Annotated in this window: 21 protein-coding genes; 14 read left to right on the top strand and 7 right to left on the bottom strand. The window is 74.2% G+C overall.

Translation table 11 applies throughout. From position 1 onward, the window contains the following. The first annotated feature begins 63 nt into the window (after positions 1-63). A complete protein-coding gene (locus GA0070624_RS10745; protein WP_091339706.1) occupies positions 64-1,032 on the top strand; it encodes a helix-turn-helix domain-containing protein in 969 nt (322 codons plus the stop codon). A gap of 9 nt (positions 1,033-1,041) precedes the next feature. Here GA0070624_RS10745 and GA0070624_RS10740 read toward each other — a convergent pair whose 3' ends face one another. Together GA0070624_RS10740 and GA0070624_RS10735 are read right to left on the bottom strand one after the other, a co-directional pair. Then, positions 1,042-1,941 (bottom strand): ribokinase, encoded by a 900-nt coding sequence (locus GA0070624_RS10740; RefSeq protein WP_091339704.1) that lies wholly within the window; start codon positions 1,939-1,941, stop codon positions 1,042-1,044. A 17-nt stretch (positions 1,942-1,958) separates the two neighbouring features. Continuing rightward, positions 1,959-2,801 (bottom strand): ABC transporter ATP-binding protein, encoded by an 843-nt coding sequence (locus GA0070624_RS10735; RefSeq protein ID WP_091339700.1) that lies wholly within the window; start codon positions 2,799-2,801, stop codon positions 1,959-1,961. A gap of 131 nt (positions 2,802-2,932) precedes the next feature. Between GA0070624_RS10735 and GA0070624_RS10730 the strand changes: the two genes are divergently transcribed. Beyond that, the gene (locus tag GA0070624_RS10730; protein WP_091339697.1) at positions 2,933-3,958 is read left to right on the top strand and encodes an ABC transporter ATP-binding protein; all 1,026 of its coding nucleotides are present in this window, start codon (positions 2,933-2,935) and stop codon (positions 3,956-3,958) included. Further along, complete coding sequence (locus GA0070624_RS10725) at positions 3,955-4,965, top strand: ABC transporter permease subunit (RefSeq protein ID WP_091339692.1); 1,011 nt, start codon at positions 3,955-3,957, stop codon at positions 4,963-4,965. The genes GA0070624_RS10730 and GA0070624_RS10725 overlap by 4 nt, the downstream gene beginning before the upstream one ends. Before the next feature lie 103 nt (positions 4,966-5,068). Here the strand turns inward: GA0070624_RS10725 and GA0070624_RS10720 are convergent, their stop codons facing one another. After that, positions 5,069-6,244, bottom strand: coding sequence for an ROK family transcriptional regulator (locus GA0070624_RS10720; protein ID WP_091339689.1), 1,176 nt, complete (start codon positions 6,242-6,244; stop codon positions 5,069-5,071). 271 nt (positions 6,245-6,515) lie between these two features. Here GA0070624_RS10720 and GA0070624_RS10715 point away from each other — a divergent pair, with 271 nt between their 5' ends. Both GA0070624_RS10715 and GA0070624_RS10710 read left to right on the top strand, forming a co-directional pair. Then, entirely contained in the window at positions 6,516-7,967 is a 1,452-nt protein-coding gene (locus tag GA0070624_RS10715; RefSeq protein ID WP_091339686.1) for a glycoside hydrolase family 3 N-terminal domain-containing protein, read from the top strand. Between the two features lie 42 nt (positions 7,968-8,009). Next, positions 8,010-9,206 carry a PP2C family protein-serine/threonine phosphatase gene (locus GA0070624_RS10710; protein ID WP_091339683.1) on the top strand — a complete coding sequence of 399 codons (1,197 nt, stop codon included), beginning with the start codon at positions 8,010-8,012 and terminating at the stop codon, positions 9,204-9,206. Between the two features lie 44 nt (positions 9,207-9,250). On the opposite strand, the gene GA0070624_RS10705 is transcribed toward GA0070624_RS10710, so the two are convergent. Beyond that, positions 9,251-9,613, bottom strand: coding sequence for an STAS domain-containing protein (locus GA0070624_RS10705; RefSeq protein ID WP_176731658.1), 363 nt, complete (start codon positions 9,611-9,613; stop codon positions 9,251-9,253). A gap of 151 nt (positions 9,614-9,764) precedes the next feature. On the opposite strand from GA0070624_RS10705, the gene GA0070624_RS10700 reads away from it, so the two are divergent. From GA0070624_RS10700 to GA0070624_RS10690, 3 genes are read left to right on the top strand one after another with little or no spacing between them, the layout of a single operon-like run. Further along, the gene (locus tag GA0070624_RS10700; protein ID WP_245718742.1) at positions 9,765-10,256 is read left to right on the top strand and encodes a hypothetical protein; all 492 of its coding nucleotides are present in this window, start codon (positions 9,765-9,767) and stop codon (positions 10,254-10,256) included. Beyond that, positions 10,253-10,756 (top strand): thiol-disulfide oxidoreductase DCC family protein, encoded by a 504-nt coding sequence (locus tag GA0070624_RS10695; protein ID WP_091339678.1) that lies wholly within the window; start codon positions 10,253-10,255, stop codon positions 10,754-10,756. Before GA0070624_RS10700 ends, GA0070624_RS10695 begins: the two co-directional genes overlap by 4 nt. Then, complete coding sequence (locus GA0070624_RS10690) at positions 10,698-11,396, top strand: TetR family transcriptional regulator (RefSeq protein ID WP_091339675.1); 699 nt, start codon at positions 10,698-10,700, stop codon at positions 11,394-11,396. The genes GA0070624_RS10695 and GA0070624_RS10690 overlap by 59 nt, the downstream gene beginning before the upstream one ends. 529 nt (positions 11,397-11,925) lie before the next feature. On the opposite strand, the gene GA0070624_RS10685 is transcribed toward GA0070624_RS10690, so the two are convergent. Both GA0070624_RS10685 and GA0070624_RS10680 read right to left on the bottom strand, forming a co-directional pair. Then, complete coding sequence (locus tag GA0070624_RS10685; RefSeq protein ID WP_091339673.1) at positions 11,926-12,681, bottom strand: TIGR04282 family arsenosugar biosynthesis glycosyltransferase; 756 nt, start codon at positions 12,679-12,681, stop codon at positions 11,926-11,928. Next, a complete protein-coding gene (locus GA0070624_RS10680) occupies positions 12,678-13,052 on the bottom strand; it encodes a glycosyltransferase (RefSeq protein WP_091339670.1) in 375 nt (124 codons plus the stop codon). The genes GA0070624_RS10685 and GA0070624_RS10680 overlap by 4 nt, the downstream gene beginning before the upstream one ends. Before the next feature lie 235 nt (positions 13,053-13,287). Here GA0070624_RS10680 and GA0070624_RS10675 point away from each other — a divergent pair, with 235 nt between their 5' ends. The 6 genes from GA0070624_RS10675 to GA0070624_RS10650 all read left to right on the top strand — a co-directional run bounded on the left by GA0070624_RS10675 (position 13,288) and on the right by GA0070624_RS10650 (position 16,630). Then, positions 13,288-13,983 carry a response regulator transcription factor gene (locus tag GA0070624_RS10675; protein ID WP_091339667.1) on the top strand — a complete coding sequence of 232 codons (696 nt, stop codon included), beginning with the start codon at positions 13,288-13,290 and terminating at the stop codon, positions 13,981-13,983. Continuing rightward, positions 13,976-15,004 (top strand): sensor histidine kinase, encoded by a 1,029-nt coding sequence (locus tag GA0070624_RS10670; RefSeq protein WP_091339664.1) that lies wholly within the window; start codon positions 13,976-13,978, stop codon positions 15,002-15,004. The genes GA0070624_RS10675 and GA0070624_RS10670 overlap by 8 nt, the downstream gene beginning before the upstream one ends. A 64-nt stretch (positions 15,005-15,068) precedes the next feature. Next, positions 15,069-15,257, top strand: a complete 189-nt coding sequence (locus GA0070624_RS10665; protein WP_091348584.1) for a DNA repair protein — start codon at positions 15,069-15,071, stop codon at positions 15,255-15,257. 63 nt (positions 15,258-15,320) lie between these two features. After that, a complete protein-coding gene (locus GA0070624_RS10660) occupies positions 15,321-15,575 on the top strand; it encodes a type II toxin-antitoxin system VapB family antitoxin (protein WP_091348580.1) in 255 nt (84 codons plus the stop codon). After that, positions 15,575-15,994, top strand: a complete 420-nt coding sequence (locus tag GA0070624_RS10655) for a PIN domain nuclease (RefSeq protein ID WP_091348576.1) — start codon at positions 15,575-15,577, stop codon at positions 15,992-15,994. Before GA0070624_RS10660 ends, GA0070624_RS10655 begins: the two co-directional genes overlap by 1 nt. 117 nt (positions 15,995-16,111) lie before the next feature. Continuing rightward, positions 16,112-16,630, top strand: coding sequence for a hypothetical protein (locus tag GA0070624_RS10650; protein ID WP_091339661.1), 519 nt, complete (start codon positions 16,112-16,114; stop codon positions 16,628-16,630). Between the two features lie 72 nt (positions 16,631-16,702). Here the strand turns inward: GA0070624_RS10650 and GA0070624_RS10645 are convergent, their stop codons facing one another. Further along, positions 16,703-17,431, bottom strand: coding sequence for a Clp protease N-terminal domain-containing protein (locus tag GA0070624_RS10645; RefSeq protein ID WP_091339658.1), 729 nt, complete (start codon positions 17,429-17,431; stop codon positions 16,703-16,705). Positions 17,432-17,434: the final 3 nt, after the last annotated feature.

The raw sequence follows: 17,434 nt of genomic DNA, 5'->3' as shown, positions 1-17,434 counted from the left end.
CCTGCAGCCCGCGCCGATCGGCAAGGGAGTGGCGGGAACGCCGTCCTCCGCTAACATCCCGCCATGTCGCCAGTCGAGCGAACCGTCGCCGTGCTCGCGTTCCCGGGGATGTCGGTCTTCGAGACCGGCATCGTGTCCGAGGTGTTCGGGCTGCCCCGCCCGGAGCTGAACGTCGACTGGTACCGGCTCACCGTCTGCACGGAACGCCCGGGGTCGGTGCCGGTCGTCGGCGGCGCTGCCCTGCACACCCCGTACGGCCTGGACGCCCTCGCCGAGGCGGGCACCGTGGTCCTGCCCGGGGTGCCCGACGTCACCGCCGACCCGTCGCCGGAGCTGGTCACCGCGCTGCGCCGAGCGCACCGCCGGGGCGCCCGACTCATGTCCATCTGCTCCGGCGCGTTCGCCCTGGCCGGCGCGGGCCTGCTCGACGGCCGCCGGGTCACCACCCACTGGCGGTACGCGGACCTGCTGGCCCGCCGCCACCCCGCGGTGACGGTCGACCCCGACGTGCTCTACCTCGACGACGGCGACATCCTCACCAGCGCCGGCAGCGCCGCCGGCCTCGACCTCTGCGTGCACGTCGTCCGGCGCGATTTCGGCGCCGCGATCGCCAACGCGGTCGCCCGCCGGCTGGTGATCCCGCCGAACCGCGACGGCGGGCAGGCCCAGTTCATCGAGGCGCCGGTCAGCGTCGATCCCGACGACGACCGGATCGCCGGCAGCATGGCCTGGGCGATGGCCCACCTGTCCCAGCCCGTCACCGTGGCGGCGTTGGCCAGGCGGGCCCACATGTCACCCCGGACCTACCTGCGGCACTTCTCCCGGGCCACCGGGACCAGCCCGATCCGCTGGCTGATCGACCAGCGGGTCCGGGCGAGTTTGGCCCTGTTGGAGACGACGGACGCCGGGGTGGAGGAGATCGCGACGGCGGTGGGCTTCGACAGCCCGGTCACCTACCGGCACCACTTCGGCCGGGCGATGCGCACCTCGCCGTCGGCGTACCGGCGGGCGTTCCGGACCGGCGGGGCGTAACGCCCGCGGTCAGGCCGGTGGGGCGTACAGCTCGTCGATCTCGACCCGGCGGGGTAGCGCCACGGAAGCGCCAAGCCGCCGTACGCAGGCCGCCCCGGCCGCCGCCGCCCAGTGCACCGCGTCGACCAGCTCCCGGCCCTCGCCCCAGGCGACCGCCAGCGCGGCGGTGAAGGCGTCACCGGCGGCGGTGGAGTCGACCGCGTCGATCTTGACCGCGGGGACGTGCACCGCGGTCCCGTCCCGGTCGCCGTACCAGGCGCCCTGGGCGCCGAGGGTCAGCACCGCCCGGGGCACCAGGGCGAGCAGCGCCTCCGGCTCGTCCCGGCCCCGGCCGGTGAGCGCCAGTGCCTCGGTCTCGTTGACCACGAGCAGGTCCACCGCGGCGAGCAGGTCGGCCGGCACCTGCCGGGCCGGCGCCGCGTTGAGGACCACCCGGGTGCCGGCGGCCCGGGCCGCGAGCGCCGCCTCGGTCACCGTCTCGACCGGCACCTCCAGCTGCGCGACCAGCACGTCCGCCTCGCGTACGGCGTGCAGCTCGCCCTCGGTCAGCCCGGTGAACGCCCCGTTCGCGCCGGGCGTCACCAGGATCGCGTTCTCCCCCTCGGCGTTGACCATGACCAGCGCCACCCCGGAGGTCCCGTACACCACCCGAAGGTGACTGGTGTCCACGCCGGCGGCGGTGATCCGGGCTCTGAGGGTGACCCCGAAGGCGTCCGAGCCGATCGCGCCGAGGAAGGCGCAGGACGCCCCGGCACGGACCGCGGCGATCGCCTGGTTCGCGCCCTTGCCGCCGGGGACCATGACGAAGTCGCTGCCGAGGACGGTCTCCCCCGGTCGGGGCAGCGCGGCCGCGGTGCCGACCAGGTCCATGTTCGCGCTGCCCACCACGGCCACCCGGGTCTGCTGCATGGTGGTTCCTGTCCGCCTCAGGCGGCGCGGGCGGTCCAGCGCTCGCCGGAGCGCTCGACGACGAGGGGCAGGCCGAAGGTCTTCGACAGGTTGTCGGCGGTGAGGGTGTCCGCGAGCACGCCCTGCGCCACCACGCCCCCGTCGCGCAGCAGCAGCGCGTGGGTGAAGCCGGGCGGGATCTCCTCGACGTGATGGGTGACCAGCACCAGGGCCGGCGCGTCCGGGTCGTACGCCAGCTCGGCCAGCCGGGCGACCAGGTCCTCGCGCCCGCCCAGGTCGAGCCCGGCGGCCGGTTCGTCGAGCAGCAGCAGCTCGGGGTCGGTCATCAGCGCCCGGGCGATCTGCACCCGCTTGCGCTCCCCCTCCGACAGCGTGCCGTACGCCCGGTCGGCGAGGTGCCCGGCGCCGAGCTGCCCGAGCAGGGCCCGGGCGCGGGCCTCGTCGGTGCGGTCGTAGCTCTCCCGCCAGCGGCCGACCACCGACCAGGCCGCGGTCACCACGACGTCGCTGACGCGCTCCTCGACGGGGAGCCGCTCGGCCAGGGCGGCGGTGGAGAGGCCGATGCGCATCCGCAGCTCGTTGACGTCGGTGCGGCCGATCCGCTCACCCAGCACGTGCGCGGTGCCGGTGGTCGGGTGCAGCCGGCCGGCGGCCAGGCTGAGCAGGGTCGTCTTTCCGGCACCGTTCGGCCCGAGCACCACCCAGCGCTCGTCCAGCTCGACCCGCCAGTCGACGTCTTGCAGCAGCGCCGTGCCGGAGCGCCTGACGCCGACCCCGTGGAGGCTGACCACCAGATCCGCGTCCACGGTGGAGGGGGCGGCAGGGGCGCCGGCGGCGCCGGGGATCAGGTCACCAGTCACCGGTCCATCCAACCACGCACCGCCGCGGTGCCCCCCACGGGCGGCGCCGCGGCCCTACGCTGAGGCGCCGTGTCGTTGGTCACCACACCCGGAGGACAGTTCATGCCCGACCGCTGTCAGGAGCCGCGCGGATGAGCGCGGTCATCGAGATCGACGGCCTCCGCAAGACGTTCCACACCCTGCGCCAGGGGCGCCGGGTCGCCGTCGACGGCTTCGACCTGCGGGTCGACGCCGGGCAGATCCACGGTTTCCTCGGGCCCAACGGCTCGGGCAAGACCACCACGCTGCGTGCCCTGCTCGGGCTGGTCCGCGCGGACGGTGGCCGGATGAGCATGCTCGGAGCGCCCTCACCGCAGCGACTGCCCGAGGTCGCCGGGCGGGTCGGCGCGATCGTGGAGAGCCCGCAGTTCTTCGGCAACTTCACCGCGCGCCGCACGCTACGGCTGCTCGCCCTGGCCGGCGGCGTGCCGACCGGCCGGGTGGACGAGGTGCTCGAGCAGGTCGGTCTGCGCGACCGGGGTGACGAGCGGGTCAAGGGCTACTCGCTGGGCATGAAGCAGCGGCTGGCGGTCGCCTCGGCGCTGCTCAAGAGCCCGGAGCTGCTGATCCTCGACGAGCCGGCGAACGGGCTGGACCCGGCCGGGATCCGGGAGATGCGGGACCTGATGCGGTCGCTGGCGGAGGCCGGGGTGACCGTGCTGCTCTCCAGCCACATCCTGGCCGAGATCCAGCTGATCTGCGACCACGTGACGATCATCTCCCACGGCCGCCGGGTCGCGGCCGGCCCGGTCGACGAGGTGCTCGCCGGCTTCGACCAGCATGAGTACGCCGTCCGGGTGGCCGAGCCGGAGCGCGCCGGGGAGCTGCTGCGGGCGCTCGGCCTGTCCGTCACCGCACAGCCCGACCGCCTGGTGGTCGGCGGGGTGGACGAGCCGGAGCTGATCACCCGAACGCTGGGCGAGCAGGGCGTCTGGGTACGCGAACTGGTCCCGCTCCGGCCCGACCTGGAGAGCGTCTTCCTGGAGCTGACCGGGACCGGGCCGCACCCGACGATCCCGCGCCAGGTGGACGACTCGTTGCTGCCCGAGCAGACGCAGAAGGACGCGGCGATCGACCTCGACGCACGCGTTGGTGACTCCCGGGAGGTGGGGGCGTGAACCTGGTCCGCGCCGAGCTGGAGCGGCTGACCGCGCGCCGCTTCGTGCAGCTCATGGTGGTACTGCTGGTCCTGGCGTTCGCGGTGACGGCGGCGACCACGCTGGCCGGTTCCCACCGGCCGACCCCTGCCGAACTGAGCCAGGCCCAGGCCCAGGCCGCCGCGGAGCGGGGCCGTCTGGAGGAAGCGCATGACCGGTGCCTGCAGATCAAGGCTGGCCAGTCGGCGCCGGAGGAGAGCGACTACATCCCCGGCGACTGCAGCGAGATCGATCCGGCCCGGATGGAGCGGGTGCCGGTGGCGGCGGACTTCCTCCCCGGGGTGTTCAACTTCGCCACCCAGGCCCGGCCGCTGCTCTACTTCCTGGTCGCCTTCCTGGTGCTCTTCGGGTTCCTCGTCGGCGCGTCCTACATCGGCGCCGACCTGAACTCCGGCGGTGTCGTCAACCTGCTGCTGTGGCGACCGCGCCGGCTGGCGGTGCTCGGCGCCAAGCTCGGCACGCTGCTCGGTGCGCTGCTGGTCCTCTCCGCGGTGGCGTCGGCGGCCTACCTGGCCGTGTTCTGGCTGATCGGGCAGACGGCGGGGCTGCCGGGCCACCTGGACGGCGAGTTCTGGCGGTCGCTGGGGGCCACGTACGGGCGCGGGCTGGTGCTGGTGCTGCTCGCCGCCACGCTGGGCTTCGCGATCGCCACGCTGGGCCGGCACACGGCGGCGGCGCTCGGCACGGTGGCCGCGTACCTGGTGGTCTGGGAGCTGGGCGCCCGGCTGGTGCTGCAGATCCTCGACGCGGCCCGGCCGGACCAGTGGATGATTTCCAGCTATCTCATCGCCTGGCTGAGCGGAGAGGCCCGTTTCTGGGACAACCACGCCTGCCGGGGCGATGTGGCCGGCTACTGCGACGGCATGTACACGCTGAGCTGGGCCCCGGGGCTGGCGGTGCTGCTCAGCATCACGGTGCTGCTGGCGGTGGCCGCCTTCGGCGCGTTCCGCCGCCGCGACCTGATCTGAGTGGGGAGCGGAGGACCCGGGTGCGGCAAGACCTTGCAGCACCCGGGTCCGTGGTGAAAGATTCCTTCGCGTGGGAGACCGAGGTGGACCGGCGCGCGCCGGGTCAGCCGACCGTCGAGCCGAAGACCTCGTCCCGGACCGCGTCCAGCGCGGTCCGCAGCGCACCCCGCAGGATCGGCTCCTCGGTGAGCCCGGTGGGCACCACCCGCGGGCGGACCAGCGTGATCGCGGCGACCTCGTGCTGCACCCGCTCGGCCAGCGCGGCGCCGCCGGCCTGACCCACCTCGCCGGCGAGCACCACCAGCGGCGGGTCGAGCACGACGCAGGTGCTGGCCACCCCGAGGGCCAGCCGCCGGGCCAGCTCGTCGAGCATCGGGTCGCCTTCCGTGCCGGCGGCGATGGCCGCGCGCACCGCGTCGGCCGCGCTGTCGCCGGCGAAGCCGTGCTCGGCGGCCACCGCCTGGACCGCGTCGGCGCCGGCGAGCTGCTGAAACGCCGGCTTCGCCCGCTTGGAGACGTCCCGCGGAATCGGCACCCCGGGCACCGGCAGGTAGCCGATCTCACCGGCCGCGCCGCTGCTGCCATGGTGCAGCCGGCCGCCGAGCATGATCGCCAGGCCGACGCCGGCCCCCAACCAGACCAGGACGAAGTCCTGCACCCCCTGCGCGGCGCCGGACTGCGCCTCGGCGACGGCGGCGAGGTTGACGTCGTTCTCGAAGACCACCGGCGTGTGCAGGTCCTCGCGGAGCGCGGCGAGCAGTCCGCGGTGCCAGCGCGGCAGGTTGAAGGCGAAGGTGATGTCGCCGGTGCCGGGGTCGACCAGACCGGGGGTGCCCAGCACGATCCGCCGTACGCTCGACAGCTCCGCGCCGGCACTGCTCGCCGCCTGGACCACGGCGTTGTGCACCACGCCGACCGGGTCGTCGGTGTCCCGGGTGGACTGCTCGACCCGGCCGATCACCGCACCGGTGATGTCGGCGCAGGCCGCCACCACCCGCTCCGCGCCGACGTCCACGCCGACGACGTGGGCGCTGTCCGGCCGGACGGCGTAGAGCTGCGCGTTCGGGCCCCGCCCGCCGGCCTGCTCACCGACCCGGGTGACCAGGCCCCGCTCCTCGAGCCGTTCCACCAGCTGGGAGGCGGTGACCTTGGACAGCCCGGTCAGCTCGCCGAGCCGGGCGCGGGTGAGCGGGCCCCGCTCGAGGAGCAGCTCCAGCGCCGCGCGGTCGTTGAGCGCCCGCAACAGGCGGGGGGTGCCGGGCAGCCGGGTCGTACTCATGGCACGTCCTCTATTTTCAGTAAACTTTGCTAATCACAAAAGGGCCTGCGGACGGGTGTCCGCAAGCGTATCGGCCACCGGGGTCCGGGGTCTTCGGACGGCCCGGTGGCAACGCGGCCCCGGGGCCGCCACCTCCGGTGCGACACTCGTGCCGTCCGGCACCGAACGGGGAGACCAGAGCCGTTTCGGCACCGTAAGGGGGGAGACCAGTGCCGTCGCGGCACCGTAAGGGGGGAGACCAGTGCCGTCGCGGCACCGAAAGGGGAAACAGGTGGGGCTGGATCCAGGACTTCGTCGGCTCGCGCTGAGCACGCTGCTCGCCGCGTACCCGGGGCCGGTCCCGCCCGACTGGGCGGTGGACCTGCTGGCCGAGGGGCTCGCCGGGCACACCCTGTTCGGCACCAACATCCACAGCCCGGCCCAGGTGGCGGCGAGCACCTCGGCCCTGCGCGCCGGCCGGTCCGACGTGATCATCGCGATCGACGAGGAGGGCGGCGACGTCACCCGGCTGGCCCACGCCACCGGCAGCCCGTACCCGGGCAACGCCGCCCTCGGTGCAGTGGACGATGTGGCGCTGACCCGCGAGGTGTACGGGGCGATCGGCGCGGAGCTGGCCGCGCTGGGCATCACCGTCGACCTGGCGCCCACCGTCGACGTCAACAGCTCGGACGACAACCCCGTCATCGGCACCCGGTCGTTCGGCGCCGACCCGGCCCGGGTGGCCCGCCACTCGGCCGCGGCGGTGGCCGGGCTCCAGGCGGCCGGGGTGGCCGCCTGCGCCAAGCACTTCCCCGGCCACGGGGCGACCGTCGCCGACTCCCACTACGAGCTGCCCACCGTTGACGTGCCGCCGGCCGTGCTGCGAGAACGGGACCTGCCGCCCTTCGCCGCGGTCGTCGGCGCCGGCGTCCGGGCGATCATGACCGCGCACATCCGGGTGCCGGCGCTCACCGGCGACGGGCCGGCCACCTTCAGCCGAGCGGTCCTGGTCGACCTGCTGCGCGGCGAGTACGGCTTCACCGGCACGGTGATCACCGATGCGCTGGAGATGAAGGGCGCGGCACTGGCCGCCGGCGGCGTCGGCCCGGCCGCCGTGCGGGCCCTCGCCGCCGGGGCCGACCTGCTCTGCATCGGCGCCCGGGTCGACGCCGGCCTGGTCGAGTTGGTCGTCGCGGAGATCGTCGACGCGCTCGCCGACGGCCGGCTGGAGCGGGCCCGGGTCGAGCAGGCCGCCGGCCGGGCCGCCGAGCTCGCCGGCTGGGCCCGGGCCGCCGGCACGCCCGCCCCGGTCACCGAACGACTCGGGTACGCCGCCGCGCTCCGCGCGGTACGCGTCGAAGGCGATGTGACCGGCCTGGCCAAGCCCCTCGTCGTGCAGCTGCACGCCGCCTCCACCATCGCCGAGGGGCGGGTGCCGTGGGGGCTGGGTCCGCACCTGGCCGACGCCGAGGAGGTCCGGGTTGTGGCCGGCGAGACCGACCCGGAGGCACTGCGGCGGCTGGCCGGGGCGCGGCCGATCGTGCTGGTCGGCCGCCACCTGCACCGGCTGGCGGGCGGTCCCGAGCTGGTCGACGCGCTCGCCGCCACCCATCCGGTGACCGTGGTCGAGATGGGCTGGCCCGGGCGCTGGCGGCCGACCAACGCCCGGGCGTTCGTCACCACGTACGGCGCCAGCCACGCCAACGGCCGGGCGGCGGCGGAGGTGCTCGGCCTCGCCGGCTGAGCGGCCGGTCTGAGCTGGCCCGGTTCCGGGTATGCGCGGAGGATGAGCGCCACCGAGCCCTGGCACCGGGCCCTCGCCGACCTCGCCGCCCGGTCGCACCGGTTGCTGCCGGATTCGCTGCCGGGCGGGGTGAACGCGGCACTGCGCGAACTCGGCGTCACGGTGACCATCTACCTGGTGGACGTGGAGCAGGACCGGCTGCGCCCGCTGCCCGAGCCGGGCCGATCGACGGCCGACCCGCTGCCGATCGACACCAGCCTGCCCGGCCGCGCCTACACGGAGGTGCGGGTCCGCGCCGGGCAGGACGGCCGGCTCTGGGTGCCGGTGGTGGACGGCACGGACCGGCTCGGGCTGCTGGAGGTGTCGCTCCCGGTCAACCTCGACCCGGACGACCACGCCGTCCGCCACGGCTGCCGCCTGATCGCCGGCATGGTCGGCCATCTGGTCGTGGCCAAATCGACGTACGGCGACCCCCTGCACCGGGTCCGGCGCAGCGGCCCCATGGCGGTCTCCGCCGAGCTGCTCTGGCAGCTGCTGCCGCCGCTGACCCTGGCCACCGACCGGGTGGCCGTGAGCGCGATCCTGGAACCCTGCTACGAGGTGGGCGGGGACGCCTTCGACTACGCGCTGGACGGTGCGACGCTCGCGCTGGCGATCCTGGACGGGGTCGGGCACGGCCTGCCCGCGGTGCTCACCACCTCCGTCGCGCTGGCCGCGCTCCGGGCGGCCCGGCGGATCGGCGCCGACCTGCCCGAGCTGGCCGCGGCGATCGACGCGGGGCTGCGCAGCCAGTGGACGGACGGGCGCTTCGTGACCGGGGTGCTCGCCGGATTCGACACCGTCGGCGGCCGGCTCCGCTACGTCAACGCCGGGCACCCCGCGCCGGTGCTGCTGCGTCGCGGCCGCGCCGTACGGGCGCTCACCGGCGGACGCCGGCTGCCGCTGGGCCTGACCGCGGGCGGGGCGTCGGTCGCCGAGATCCGGCTGGAGCCGGGCGACCGGCTGCTGCTGTACACCGACGGGGTGACCGAGGCCCGGAACGCGGCCGGGGAGATGTTCGGGCTGCGCCGACTGGCCGATCTCGCCGAGCGGCACATCGGATCCGGCCGCCCCACCCCCGAGACGCTGCGTCGGTTGAGCCGGGCCGTGGCGGACCACCGGGCCGCCGCGTCCCGCGACGACGCGACCCTGGTGCTGGTGGAGTGGTCGGACCAGGCGGCGGCACGTCCGGAGCCGTGACGCCGGTCCGGCAACCTGCCGGCCCGGCACCGACGCCCGGGAGGTCAGCGGAGCCGGCGCCAGCCCGGCTCGACCGTCGAGGTGCCGTCGGCGTCGCCGCCGGGGAGGCCCAGCAGGATGTCGACCGCGGTGATCCGCAGGACCCGGGCCACCACCGGCCGCGGGTTGGTCACCCGTAGGGTCGCGCCGCGGCCGACCGCTTCGGCCGCGGCGCGCAGCAGGGTCGCCACCCCGCTCGAGTCGAGGAACGCAACCTCGGCGAGGTCGACCACGACCTCCACCACTCCGGGCCGGTCGAGGACGGCGTCCAGCGCCCGCTCGAGCTGGCGGACGCCGGCCATGTCGATCTCGCCGACCGGTGCCAGGACCACGCGCCCGGGCTCCGCGTCCCGCGTACCGACCTGCATGACTCGCTCCAATGGGGAATCCGGCCTTCGTCGGCGGCCGCCCGTCGCCGACGCGACCATACCGGTCCGGACGGGAGCCAGCCAGGCACGGACGGACCACTTCGTACTTGAACGTGTTCAGAATCTGCCCTAAGCTGAGGCGCACCTCATTTTGAACGCGTTCAAGAAGGGCGACGAGATGGACGTCAAGGTCTGGATGTACCTGGCCTACCTGGTGGTCAGCATCGGACTGACCGTGTGGGTGGCCCGGGCGCTCTCCCGCAACGGACTGGTCTTCCTGGAGGACGTCTTCGCCGACCAGCGGCTGGCGAACGCGGTCAACAGCCTCCTGGTGGTCGGCTTCTACCTGCTCAACCTCGGCTACGTGACAGTGGCGATGAAGGACACGGACCCGGTGCACACCACCAGCCAGGCGTTGGAGGAGCTCTCCATGAAGGTCGGCCTGGTGCTGCTGGTGCTCGGGGCGCTGCACTTCTTCAATGTCTTCGCGCTCGGCCGGTACCGCCGCGGCCGGCTCCGGCAGCTCGCCACCCACCCGCCGATCTCACCGGTGGGTCACCTGCCGATCCAGCCCGGGTCGCGGCTGGCCGGCCCGCCCGAGCCGGCGACGGGCGGCCCGACTGCGTTCCCGCCAGCGCAATGAGCGCACCGCCGGGCGGCGGGGCGCAGGTGCCCCCGTCGGACCCCACCGGGCACGGGGCCGATGGGGTCCGCGGGTTCACCGTCCTCTACGACGCACACTGTCCGCTGTGCCGGGCTGCCCGGCGGTGGCTGGCATCGCGCGCCCAGCTCGTGCCCCTGGAGTTCGTGCCGGCCGGCTCCGCCGAGGCCCGGCGGCGCTTCCCCGGCCTCGACCACGACGCGACGCTGCGGGAGCTGACCGTGGTGGCCGACACCGGCGAGGTGTACGCCGGGGACGGCGCCTGGTTCGCCTGCCTCTGGGCGCTGGCCGACCACCGGTCGACCGCCGAACGCCTGGCCCGCCCGCACCTGCTGCCGCTGGCCCGGCGGGTGGTGGCGACCGCCTCCTCGGTACGCGAGCTGGTCCGGGAACCTTGGCCGGACCCGGGATACGGTGACGACGATGACCGAGCAGACTGCGCCGACGACCAGTGCGGGCGAACCGGCGACCGCCCGGGGTGAGCAGACCCGCCAGCTGATCCTGGACACCGCGATGCGGCTGTTCCGCGAGCGCGGCTACGCCCGGACCACGATGCGCGCGATCGCCCAGGAGGCGGGCGTGGCGGTGGGCAACGCCTACTACTACTTCGGCTCGAAGGACCACCTGATCCAGGAGTTCTACGCGGACACCCAGGTCGAACACCGGGCCGCGACCGCACCGGTACTCGACCGGGAACGCGAGTTCGCCGCCCGGCTGGCCGGGGTGCTGTACGCCGGCGTGGACGTGCTCACGCCGTACCACTCGTTCGCCGCGAGCTTCTTCAAGACGGCGGCCGAGCCGACCTCGCCGATGAGCCCGTTCTCCACCGAGTCGTCCGCTCCGCGGGAGGCGTCGATCACGCTCTTCCGCGAGGTGCTGGAGGGTTCCACCGCCCGGGTCGACCCGGAGCTGCGTCCGGCGCTGCCGGAGCTGCTCTGGCTCGCCTACATGGGGGTGGTCCTCTACTGGGTGCACGACCGGTCGCCGGAGCAGGTCAAGACCCGGCAGCTGATCGACTTGGCGGTGCCGCTGATCGACCGGCTGGTCGGGCTCTCCCGGCTGCGGGTGCTGCGGCCGGTGACCCGCCAGGTGCTCACCCTGATCCACACTCTCCGGCACTGACGACGGTTCCCGCCGGCTGGACGGTCCTCAAATTGGATACACCCCGCACGACCGCCAGCCCCGGTCCGGGAAGCCGGCCGCCTCGGCCACTCGACGCCCACCCGTGTCCAGCGGAACGAGGGCCCCCGCTCCGCCCCGGCGTCGCGCCCGGAGCTGACGTGCGCGCGGCCCCGCCACAGGCCCGACCCGGGCGGCGCCAGCTCCACCAGGGCCGTACCGCCGGAGCGCAGCAGGTCGGCACAGCGACGCAGCAGCCGTGCCGGGTCCCCGCCGATGCCGATGTGGCCGTCGACCAGCACGGCGTGCGCCCAGCGCCCCTCCCCCGGCAGCGGCGCGGGGACGTCCCGGCGCAGCACCACCGCGCCCCGCCCCGGGGCCAGCCGGACGGCGGCGGCCGAGACGTCCACGCCGAGGGCGACGATGCGGCGCTCGGCCAGCGCTGCGGTGAGCCGGCGGGGCTGCAGCCCAGGTCGATCGGCGGGACCGGCCAGTGCCGCCTCGAACCCACCGGGGAGCACGGCCGGATGACTCACCGGCCGCCTCCGAGCCCGATCCGCTCGCGGGCCGGCCCAGCGACGACCGTACGGTCCGGACCCACGCCTGTCCGGCGAGCCAAGCCCTCGGCCAGTCCGGCGGCGATCCGGCCTACCGCCTGGCGGAACCGGCCATCGGGCGCGGCGGTGGCGACGGCGAGCGCGGCCGCCCAGTCGTCCACGTCGGACAGGGTCGGCAAGCTGTCGGCCGCCAGGCCCCGGTCCAGCAGAGCCGCCCGGGTCAGGCGGCCGGTCTCGCGGGTCGACATCGGCACCTCGCGGAGCACGCTGGCGGCCCCGGGATCCCGCATGCCCAGCGCCCACCAGCCACCGTCCACGGCGGGGCCAAGCACCGCATCCGCCTCGGCCAGCGTCCGCACGGCCGCGCCGAGCAGCTCGGCATCGAGCTGCGGGGTATCCATGCCGATCTGGAGCACCGGTCGGCCGGGAAACGCTGCGCCGACGTCGCCGTGCGCGGCGGCCAGTCGGTCGCCGAGATCCTTACCGCGCTGCGGCAGCAGGCACCAGCCGGCCAGCGCCGCCCGGATCTCCGCACCGCGTACCGCGTCGGCGAGCCGGCCGGCCAGGGCCAGCACCGGCACCACGCCGGGCACCGCGCCGACCGCGTCCAGGGTGTCCAGCAGCGCGGCGGCGGCCACCTCGGCGGCCTGGGCGGGGCTCGCCGGCGGGCAGAGCCGGGTCTTCACCCGGCCCGGCACCGGTGCCTTCGCCATCACCAGCAGCACCGTCATGAGCCCACCCCGGCGCGGAGGACCGCCGTCATGTCCCGGACCGCGCGGGCGGTGCCGCGGACCGAACCGGAGACCTTGGAGCGGGTGCCGGCGGCGCGCGGCGCGTACGTGACGTCCAGTTCGACGATCCGCCAACCGGCGGCGGCCGCGCGGAGCAGCAGCTCCAGCGGGTAGCCGAAGGCCCGCCCGGAGCCGCGCCGGGGCTCGTGCACTACCCGCGCGCCGTGCGCGGCGGCCATCTCCGGCGAGCCGTCGGTAGAGCCGCTGTCCACCACGATGGCGCGGTACCCCGGCGGCAGCCCAGCAAGCACGCCCGGCAGGGCGGCCGCCTCGTCCAGGCACGGCAGCACCACGTCGACCGCTGTCTCCATGACCGGCACGCTAGGCGGCAGCGGCCCTGTGCGGACCGCCCGTCGCGGTTACGGAACCCTTACGCCACAAGGGTTCTTACGAGACGCTGACGTACCCGCCGCACCGCTTCCGGACCCGGTCCCACCGCCGTAACCTGCACTGGCCACCGGACGGTACGGCCGGGCCGTAAGGAGCTCGAAATAGATCAACCACCCCACCCGTCGATACGCTGGGAGCCAGGAGGGGAGGTCGCCGGTGGCGCAGCGGGTGCTGGTGGTCGACGACGACCGGACGGTCAGTGACGTGGTCTGCCGGTACCTGGAGCACGCCGGCTACGAGGTCAGTCACGTCGGCGACGGGGCGGCCGCGCTCGCCGCCGTGGCGCGGCAGCCGCCCCACCTGGTCGTGCTCGACCTGATGCTGCCGGTGCTGGACGGGTTGGCGGTCTGCCGGCGGCTGCGGGAGCGGCCGGATGGCGTACCCATCATCATGCTGACCGCACGCGGCGACGAGGCCGACCGGATCCTCGGCCTGCAACTCGGCGCGGACGACTACCTGAGCAAGCCGTTCTCCCCGCGCGAGCTGGTGCTGCGGGTCCGCTCGGTGCTGCGGCGAGCGGGCGGCGAGCCGTTCGGCGCGGTGCCGGAGGTGCTGGCGGACGACGGCCTGGAGCTGGAGACCGGGCCCCGGGTGGCCCGGCTGCACGGCCGGGAGCTGACCCTCACCCTGCGCGAGTTCGACCTGCTCGCCCATCTGATGCGGCATCCCGCGCGGGCGTTCCGCCGGGCGGAGCTGCTGGACCGGGTCTGGGGTTGGAGCTTCGGCGACCAGTCCACGGTGACCGTCCACGTACGACGGCTACGGGAGAAGATCGAGGCCGACCCGGCGAACCCCCGACGGATCGTCACCGTCTGGGGCGTCGGCTACCGGTACGAGCCGGCCGATGCGTGACTTGGCGCTGATCTTCGGGGCCGCGCTCGGCGCGGCGCTCTGCGTCGGGCTGGTCGGTGCGGCCGCGCTGCGGCTGCTGCGCGGCCGGTCGATCACCGTGCACATCTTCGTGCTGCTGACCATGACGGTGACCGCGGTGGTGGCCGGGGTGGCGGTGATCGCCGAGGCGATGTTCCTCTCCCCGCACGACCTCGAGGTGGTGCTGATCACCGTCTCCGCCGCGGCCGTGGTGAGCCTCGCGGTCGGCTGGCTCTTCGGGCGCCGGCTGGCCGCCGCCGCGGTCTGGGCCGATCAGGCGCGGGAACGGGAGCGACGGATCGAGAAGGGTCGCCGCGACCTGGTCGCCTGGGTCTCGCACGACCTGCGGACGCCGCTGGCCGGGCTGCGGGCGATGGCCGAGGCGCTGGAGGACCGGGTGGTCCGCGACCCGGAGACGGTCGACGAGTACCACCGCCGGATCCGGGTGGAGACCGACCGGATGACCCGGCTGGTCGACGACCTGTTCGAGCTCTCCCGGATCAACGCCGGCGCGGTGCGGCTGTCGCTGTCCGCGGTGCCGCTCGGTGACGTGGTCTCCGACGCCCTGGCCAGCACCGCGCCGCTCGCCGCCGCCCGGCGGATCCGGCTGGTCGCCGGCGAGTCGGGCTGGCCGACGGTGACCGCGAGCGAGCCGGAGCTGGCCCGGGTGGTGGGCAACCTGCTGCTCAACGCGGTCCGCTACACCCCGCAGGACGGCACGGTCCGGGTGGATGCGGGCCGGGACTCGGACACCGCCTGGCTGGCGGTGGCGGACACCTGCGGCGGCATCCCCGAGGCCGACCTGCCCCGCCTCTTCGACGTGGCGTTCCGGGGCGAGCCGGCGCGCACCCCGCGCCCGGGCAACGGCGGCGGGGAGGGATCCGGCGGTCTGGGACTGGCGATCGTGCGCGGGCTGATCGAGGCGCACGGCGGGCGGGTAGACGTACAGAACATCGCCGATGGCTGCCGTTTCGTGGTCCGGTTACCGGCGGCGGGAACCTGAGGCACGGATCCCGCGTCATACCTATTTCCATGCATGTACAACTTTCTCTGGGATGGTAATGGTCATGCCGAATCAGCCGAATGACCGGTACCAGCAGGACACCGAGCGGAGCTGGCCGACCACGGCGGCCGCCGGACGGTTCCCGGCGCAGCCGCCGTACCGGGAGGCACGGACGCGCGGTCCGCTCTCCTGGGCCGAACTGAACGCGCTGCCGGCCAGCGCCTCCACCCGGCGCGCCCTCAACGCTCGCTGACGCACCAAGATCCCGCAAGAAGTGGTGCGCCTGGCAGCCAGGATATGATGTACGGTGATGGACATGACGCGCATCACCGTGGATGTCAACGATGAGTGGCTGGACGCAGCCCGGGAGGTCCTGGGTACCGACACCAAGGTGGCGACCATCAACGCGGCGCTCCACGCGTTCGCCGTCCGTCGTCAGGCCAGGGAGATTCTGGCGGCCTTCGACCAGGTGGAGATGGACTTCGCCGAGTCATCCGAGGCGTGGCGGTACGGCGGCGGACGCGACCTGAGCCGGCTGGCGGAGGACGCGCGGGACGCAGAGGCGGCGTGATGGCCGGTCGGGTCTACCTGGCGGACACCTCGGTCTACGTCCTTCAAGGGCGCCATCCGTCCGTCCGACGGCGTTTCGAGACGTTGCTTGCGGAGGGACGCCTGGCCGCTTGCCAGATGACGTCGCTGGAATATCTGAACAACGCGCCCCATCCCAAGGGGTACGAGATCCTCTGGCAGGCTCTGCACGGGCACCGGTGGATGGACGTGACGGCGGAGGCCATGGACCGGGCCCTGGCCGTCCACCGGATGCTGGCGGCGGACAGTCAGCACCGCAACTTTCGGCTGCCCGACCTCATCATCGCGGCGACGGCGGAAGCGCACGGCGCGACGGTGCTTCACTACGACGCCGGCTACGACCGCATCGCCGCCGCCACGGGGCAACCCACCGAGTGGGTCGTCCGCAAGGGAAGTGTGTGACGAATCAAGCGAACGAAAGCGGCGCCCCGCACCGGCGCTCCAGCCGGGGCTTTCGCACACCTGTCCGGTAGCGTCTCCTGGTCCAAGATCTCGGCGTACGACAGGAGAAGCTCGCGCATGGGCAAGAAGACGATCCACGTCTCTGACTTCAGCGGCACGGTTCTGCAGCCGGGCGACGAGGTGGTGCGCGTCGTCGTGCTGGAGCACCCTGACCTGGTCGTCGGGCCCGTGCAACTGGAGGCCACCCCGGTCGAGGTGGAGAGCATCGACGACGCCGCGCTCGACGTGGCGGTGGTGGAGATCCACGACCGGCACGGCCGGGGCGAGCCGCGCCGGCTGGTGCTGACCGCCAGCGAGTTCGACGCGATGGCCACCGACGTGCCCATGGCGCAACTGCTGCGGACCGCCGAGCGGGTGAAGCCACCGAAGGCGCGCCGGAGCGCGGAGAAGATCGACTACGGCACCATCGAACACGCCGGCAGGCCGCACCGCGGCCGGGTCACCGAGGAGGAGGCCCGGCTGGTGCGGGAGCGGCTGGACGAGGTCAACAAGTGCCTCGCCGACGCCGGCATCCGCCAGGTCGACCCGGCCGACCCCGAGCACGCCGCCCGGTACGGCTTCCCCGCCGCCGACTGACCCTGGGACTCTGCCGGCCGGGTGCACCCCGCTGATCCCCGCTGCGGGGGATCCCACTCCCCCGCGCCGGGGTCAGCGCTGCCGGGTGGCCTCGGTGAGGGCCGCGGTGACGCTCGCCTCCACGGACGCCTTGTCCAGCCCGAGGCCGGCGAGCACCCCCTTGCCGTCCTCCTCCTCCAGCAGGGCGAGCAGGATGTGCTCGGTGCCGACGTAGTTGTGGCCGAGCCGCAGCGCCTCCCGGAAGGTCAACTCCAGGACCTTCTTGCCGCGCGCGTCGTAGGGGATGAGGTCCGGGACCTGGTCGGCCGCCGCGGGCAGGGCCGCGGTGACGACTTCGCGCACGCTCTCCAGGGGTACGCCCCGAGCCACGATCGCCTTCGCGGCCAGCGCCTCCGGTTCGGCCAGCAGTCCGAGGACCAGGTGCTCGGGGCCGATCTCCGCGTTTCCGGCGGCCCGCGCCTCGTTCTGTGAGCTGACCACCACGTTGCGGGCGCGATGGGTGAAGCGGCCGAAGCCGGCGTTGGGGTCGAGCGCCGCGGCGGTCTCGGCCTTGGCGGCGGAACGCTTCTGCGCCGCCTGCTTGCTCACGCCCATGCTCCGCCCGATCTCCGTCCACGAGGCGCCGGAGCGACGGGCCTGGTCGACAAAGTGGCCGATCAGGTGGTCGGCGACGTCGCCGAGGTGGTCGGCCGCCATGACGGCGTCGGCGAGCTGGTCCAGCGCGTCGGTGTGCACCTTCTTGATGGCCTCGATCAGATCGTCGAGCCGTACCGGGTTGCTGATCTGCACGGGATTCGTCATGCG

Origin of the sequence: Micromonospora rhizosphaerae (assembly GCF_900091465.1) — a bacterium.
GTDB classification, from domain to species: domain Bacteria; phylum Actinomycetota; class Actinomycetes; order Mycobacteriales; family Micromonosporaceae; genus Micromonospora; species Micromonospora rhizosphaerae.
This window is presented reverse-complemented; position numbering and strand designations above follow the sequence as displayed.

What these genes read in the sequence shown, in the direction of transcription:
- GA0070624_RS10745 (WP_091339706.1), top strand. Translation starts at nt 64, where the DNA reads ATGTCGCCAGTCGAGCGAACCGTCGCCGTGCTCGCGTTCCCGGGGATG.
- GA0070624_RS10740 (WP_091339704.1), bottom strand. Translation starts at nt 1,941, where the DNA reads ATGCAGCAGACCCGGGTGGCCGTGGTGGGCAGCGCGAACATGGACCTG.
- GA0070624_RS10730 (WP_091339697.1), top strand. Translation starts at nt 2,933, where the DNA reads ATGAGCGCGGTCATCGAGATCGACGGCCTCCGCAAGACGTTCCACACC.
- GA0070624_RS10720 (WP_091339689.1), bottom strand. Translation starts at nt 6,244, where the DNA reads ATGAGTACGACCCGGCTGCCCGGCACCCCCCGCCTGTTGCGGGCGCTC.
- GA0070624_RS10710 (WP_091339683.1), top strand. Translation starts at nt 8,010, where the DNA reads ATGAGCGCCACCGAGCCCTGGCACCGGGCCCTCGCCGACCTCGCCGCC.
- GA0070624_RS10705 (WP_176731658.1), bottom strand. Translation starts at nt 9,613, where the DNA reads ATGCAGGTCGGTACGCGGGACGCGGAGCCCGGGCGCGTGGTCCTGGCA.
- GA0070624_RS10695 (WP_091339678.1), top strand. Translation starts at nt 10,253, where the DNA reads ATGAGCGCACCGCCGGGCGGCGGGGCGCAGGTGCCCCCGTCGGACCCC.
- GA0070624_RS10690 (WP_091339675.1), top strand. Translation starts at nt 10,698, where the DNA reads ATGACCGAGCAGACTGCGCCGACGACCAGTGCGGGCGAACCGGCGACC.
- GA0070624_RS10685 (WP_091339673.1), bottom strand. Translation starts at nt 12,681, where the DNA reads ATGACGGTGCTGCTGGTGATGGCGAAGGCACCGGTGCCGGGCCGGGTG.
- GA0070624_RS10680 (WP_091339670.1), bottom strand. Translation starts at nt 13,052, where the DNA reads ATGGAGACAGCGGTCGACGTGGTGCTGCCGTGCCTGGACGAGGCGGCC.
- GA0070624_RS10670 (WP_091339664.1), top strand. Translation starts at nt 13,976, where the DNA reads ATGCGTGACTTGGCGCTGATCTTCGGGGCCGCGCTCGGCGCGGCGCTC.
- GA0070624_RS10665 (WP_091348584.1), top strand. Translation starts at nt 15,069, where the DNA reads ATGCCGAATCAGCCGAATGACCGGTACCAGCAGGACACCGAGCGGAGC.
- GA0070624_RS10660 (WP_091348580.1), top strand. Translation starts at nt 15,321, where the DNA reads ATGACGCGCATCACCGTGGATGTCAACGATGAGTGGCTGGACGCAGCC.
- GA0070624_RS10655 (WP_091348576.1), top strand. Translation starts at nt 15,575, where the DNA reads ATGGCCGGTCGGGTCTACCTGGCGGACACCTCGGTCTACGTCCTTCAA.
- GA0070624_RS10650 (WP_091339661.1), top strand. Translation starts at nt 16,112, where the DNA reads ATGGGCAAGAAGACGATCCACGTCTCTGACTTCAGCGGCACGGTTCTG.
- GA0070624_RS10645 (WP_091339658.1), bottom strand. Translation starts at nt 17,431, where the DNA reads ATGACGAATCCCGTGCAGATCAGCAACCCGGTACGGCTCGACGATCTG.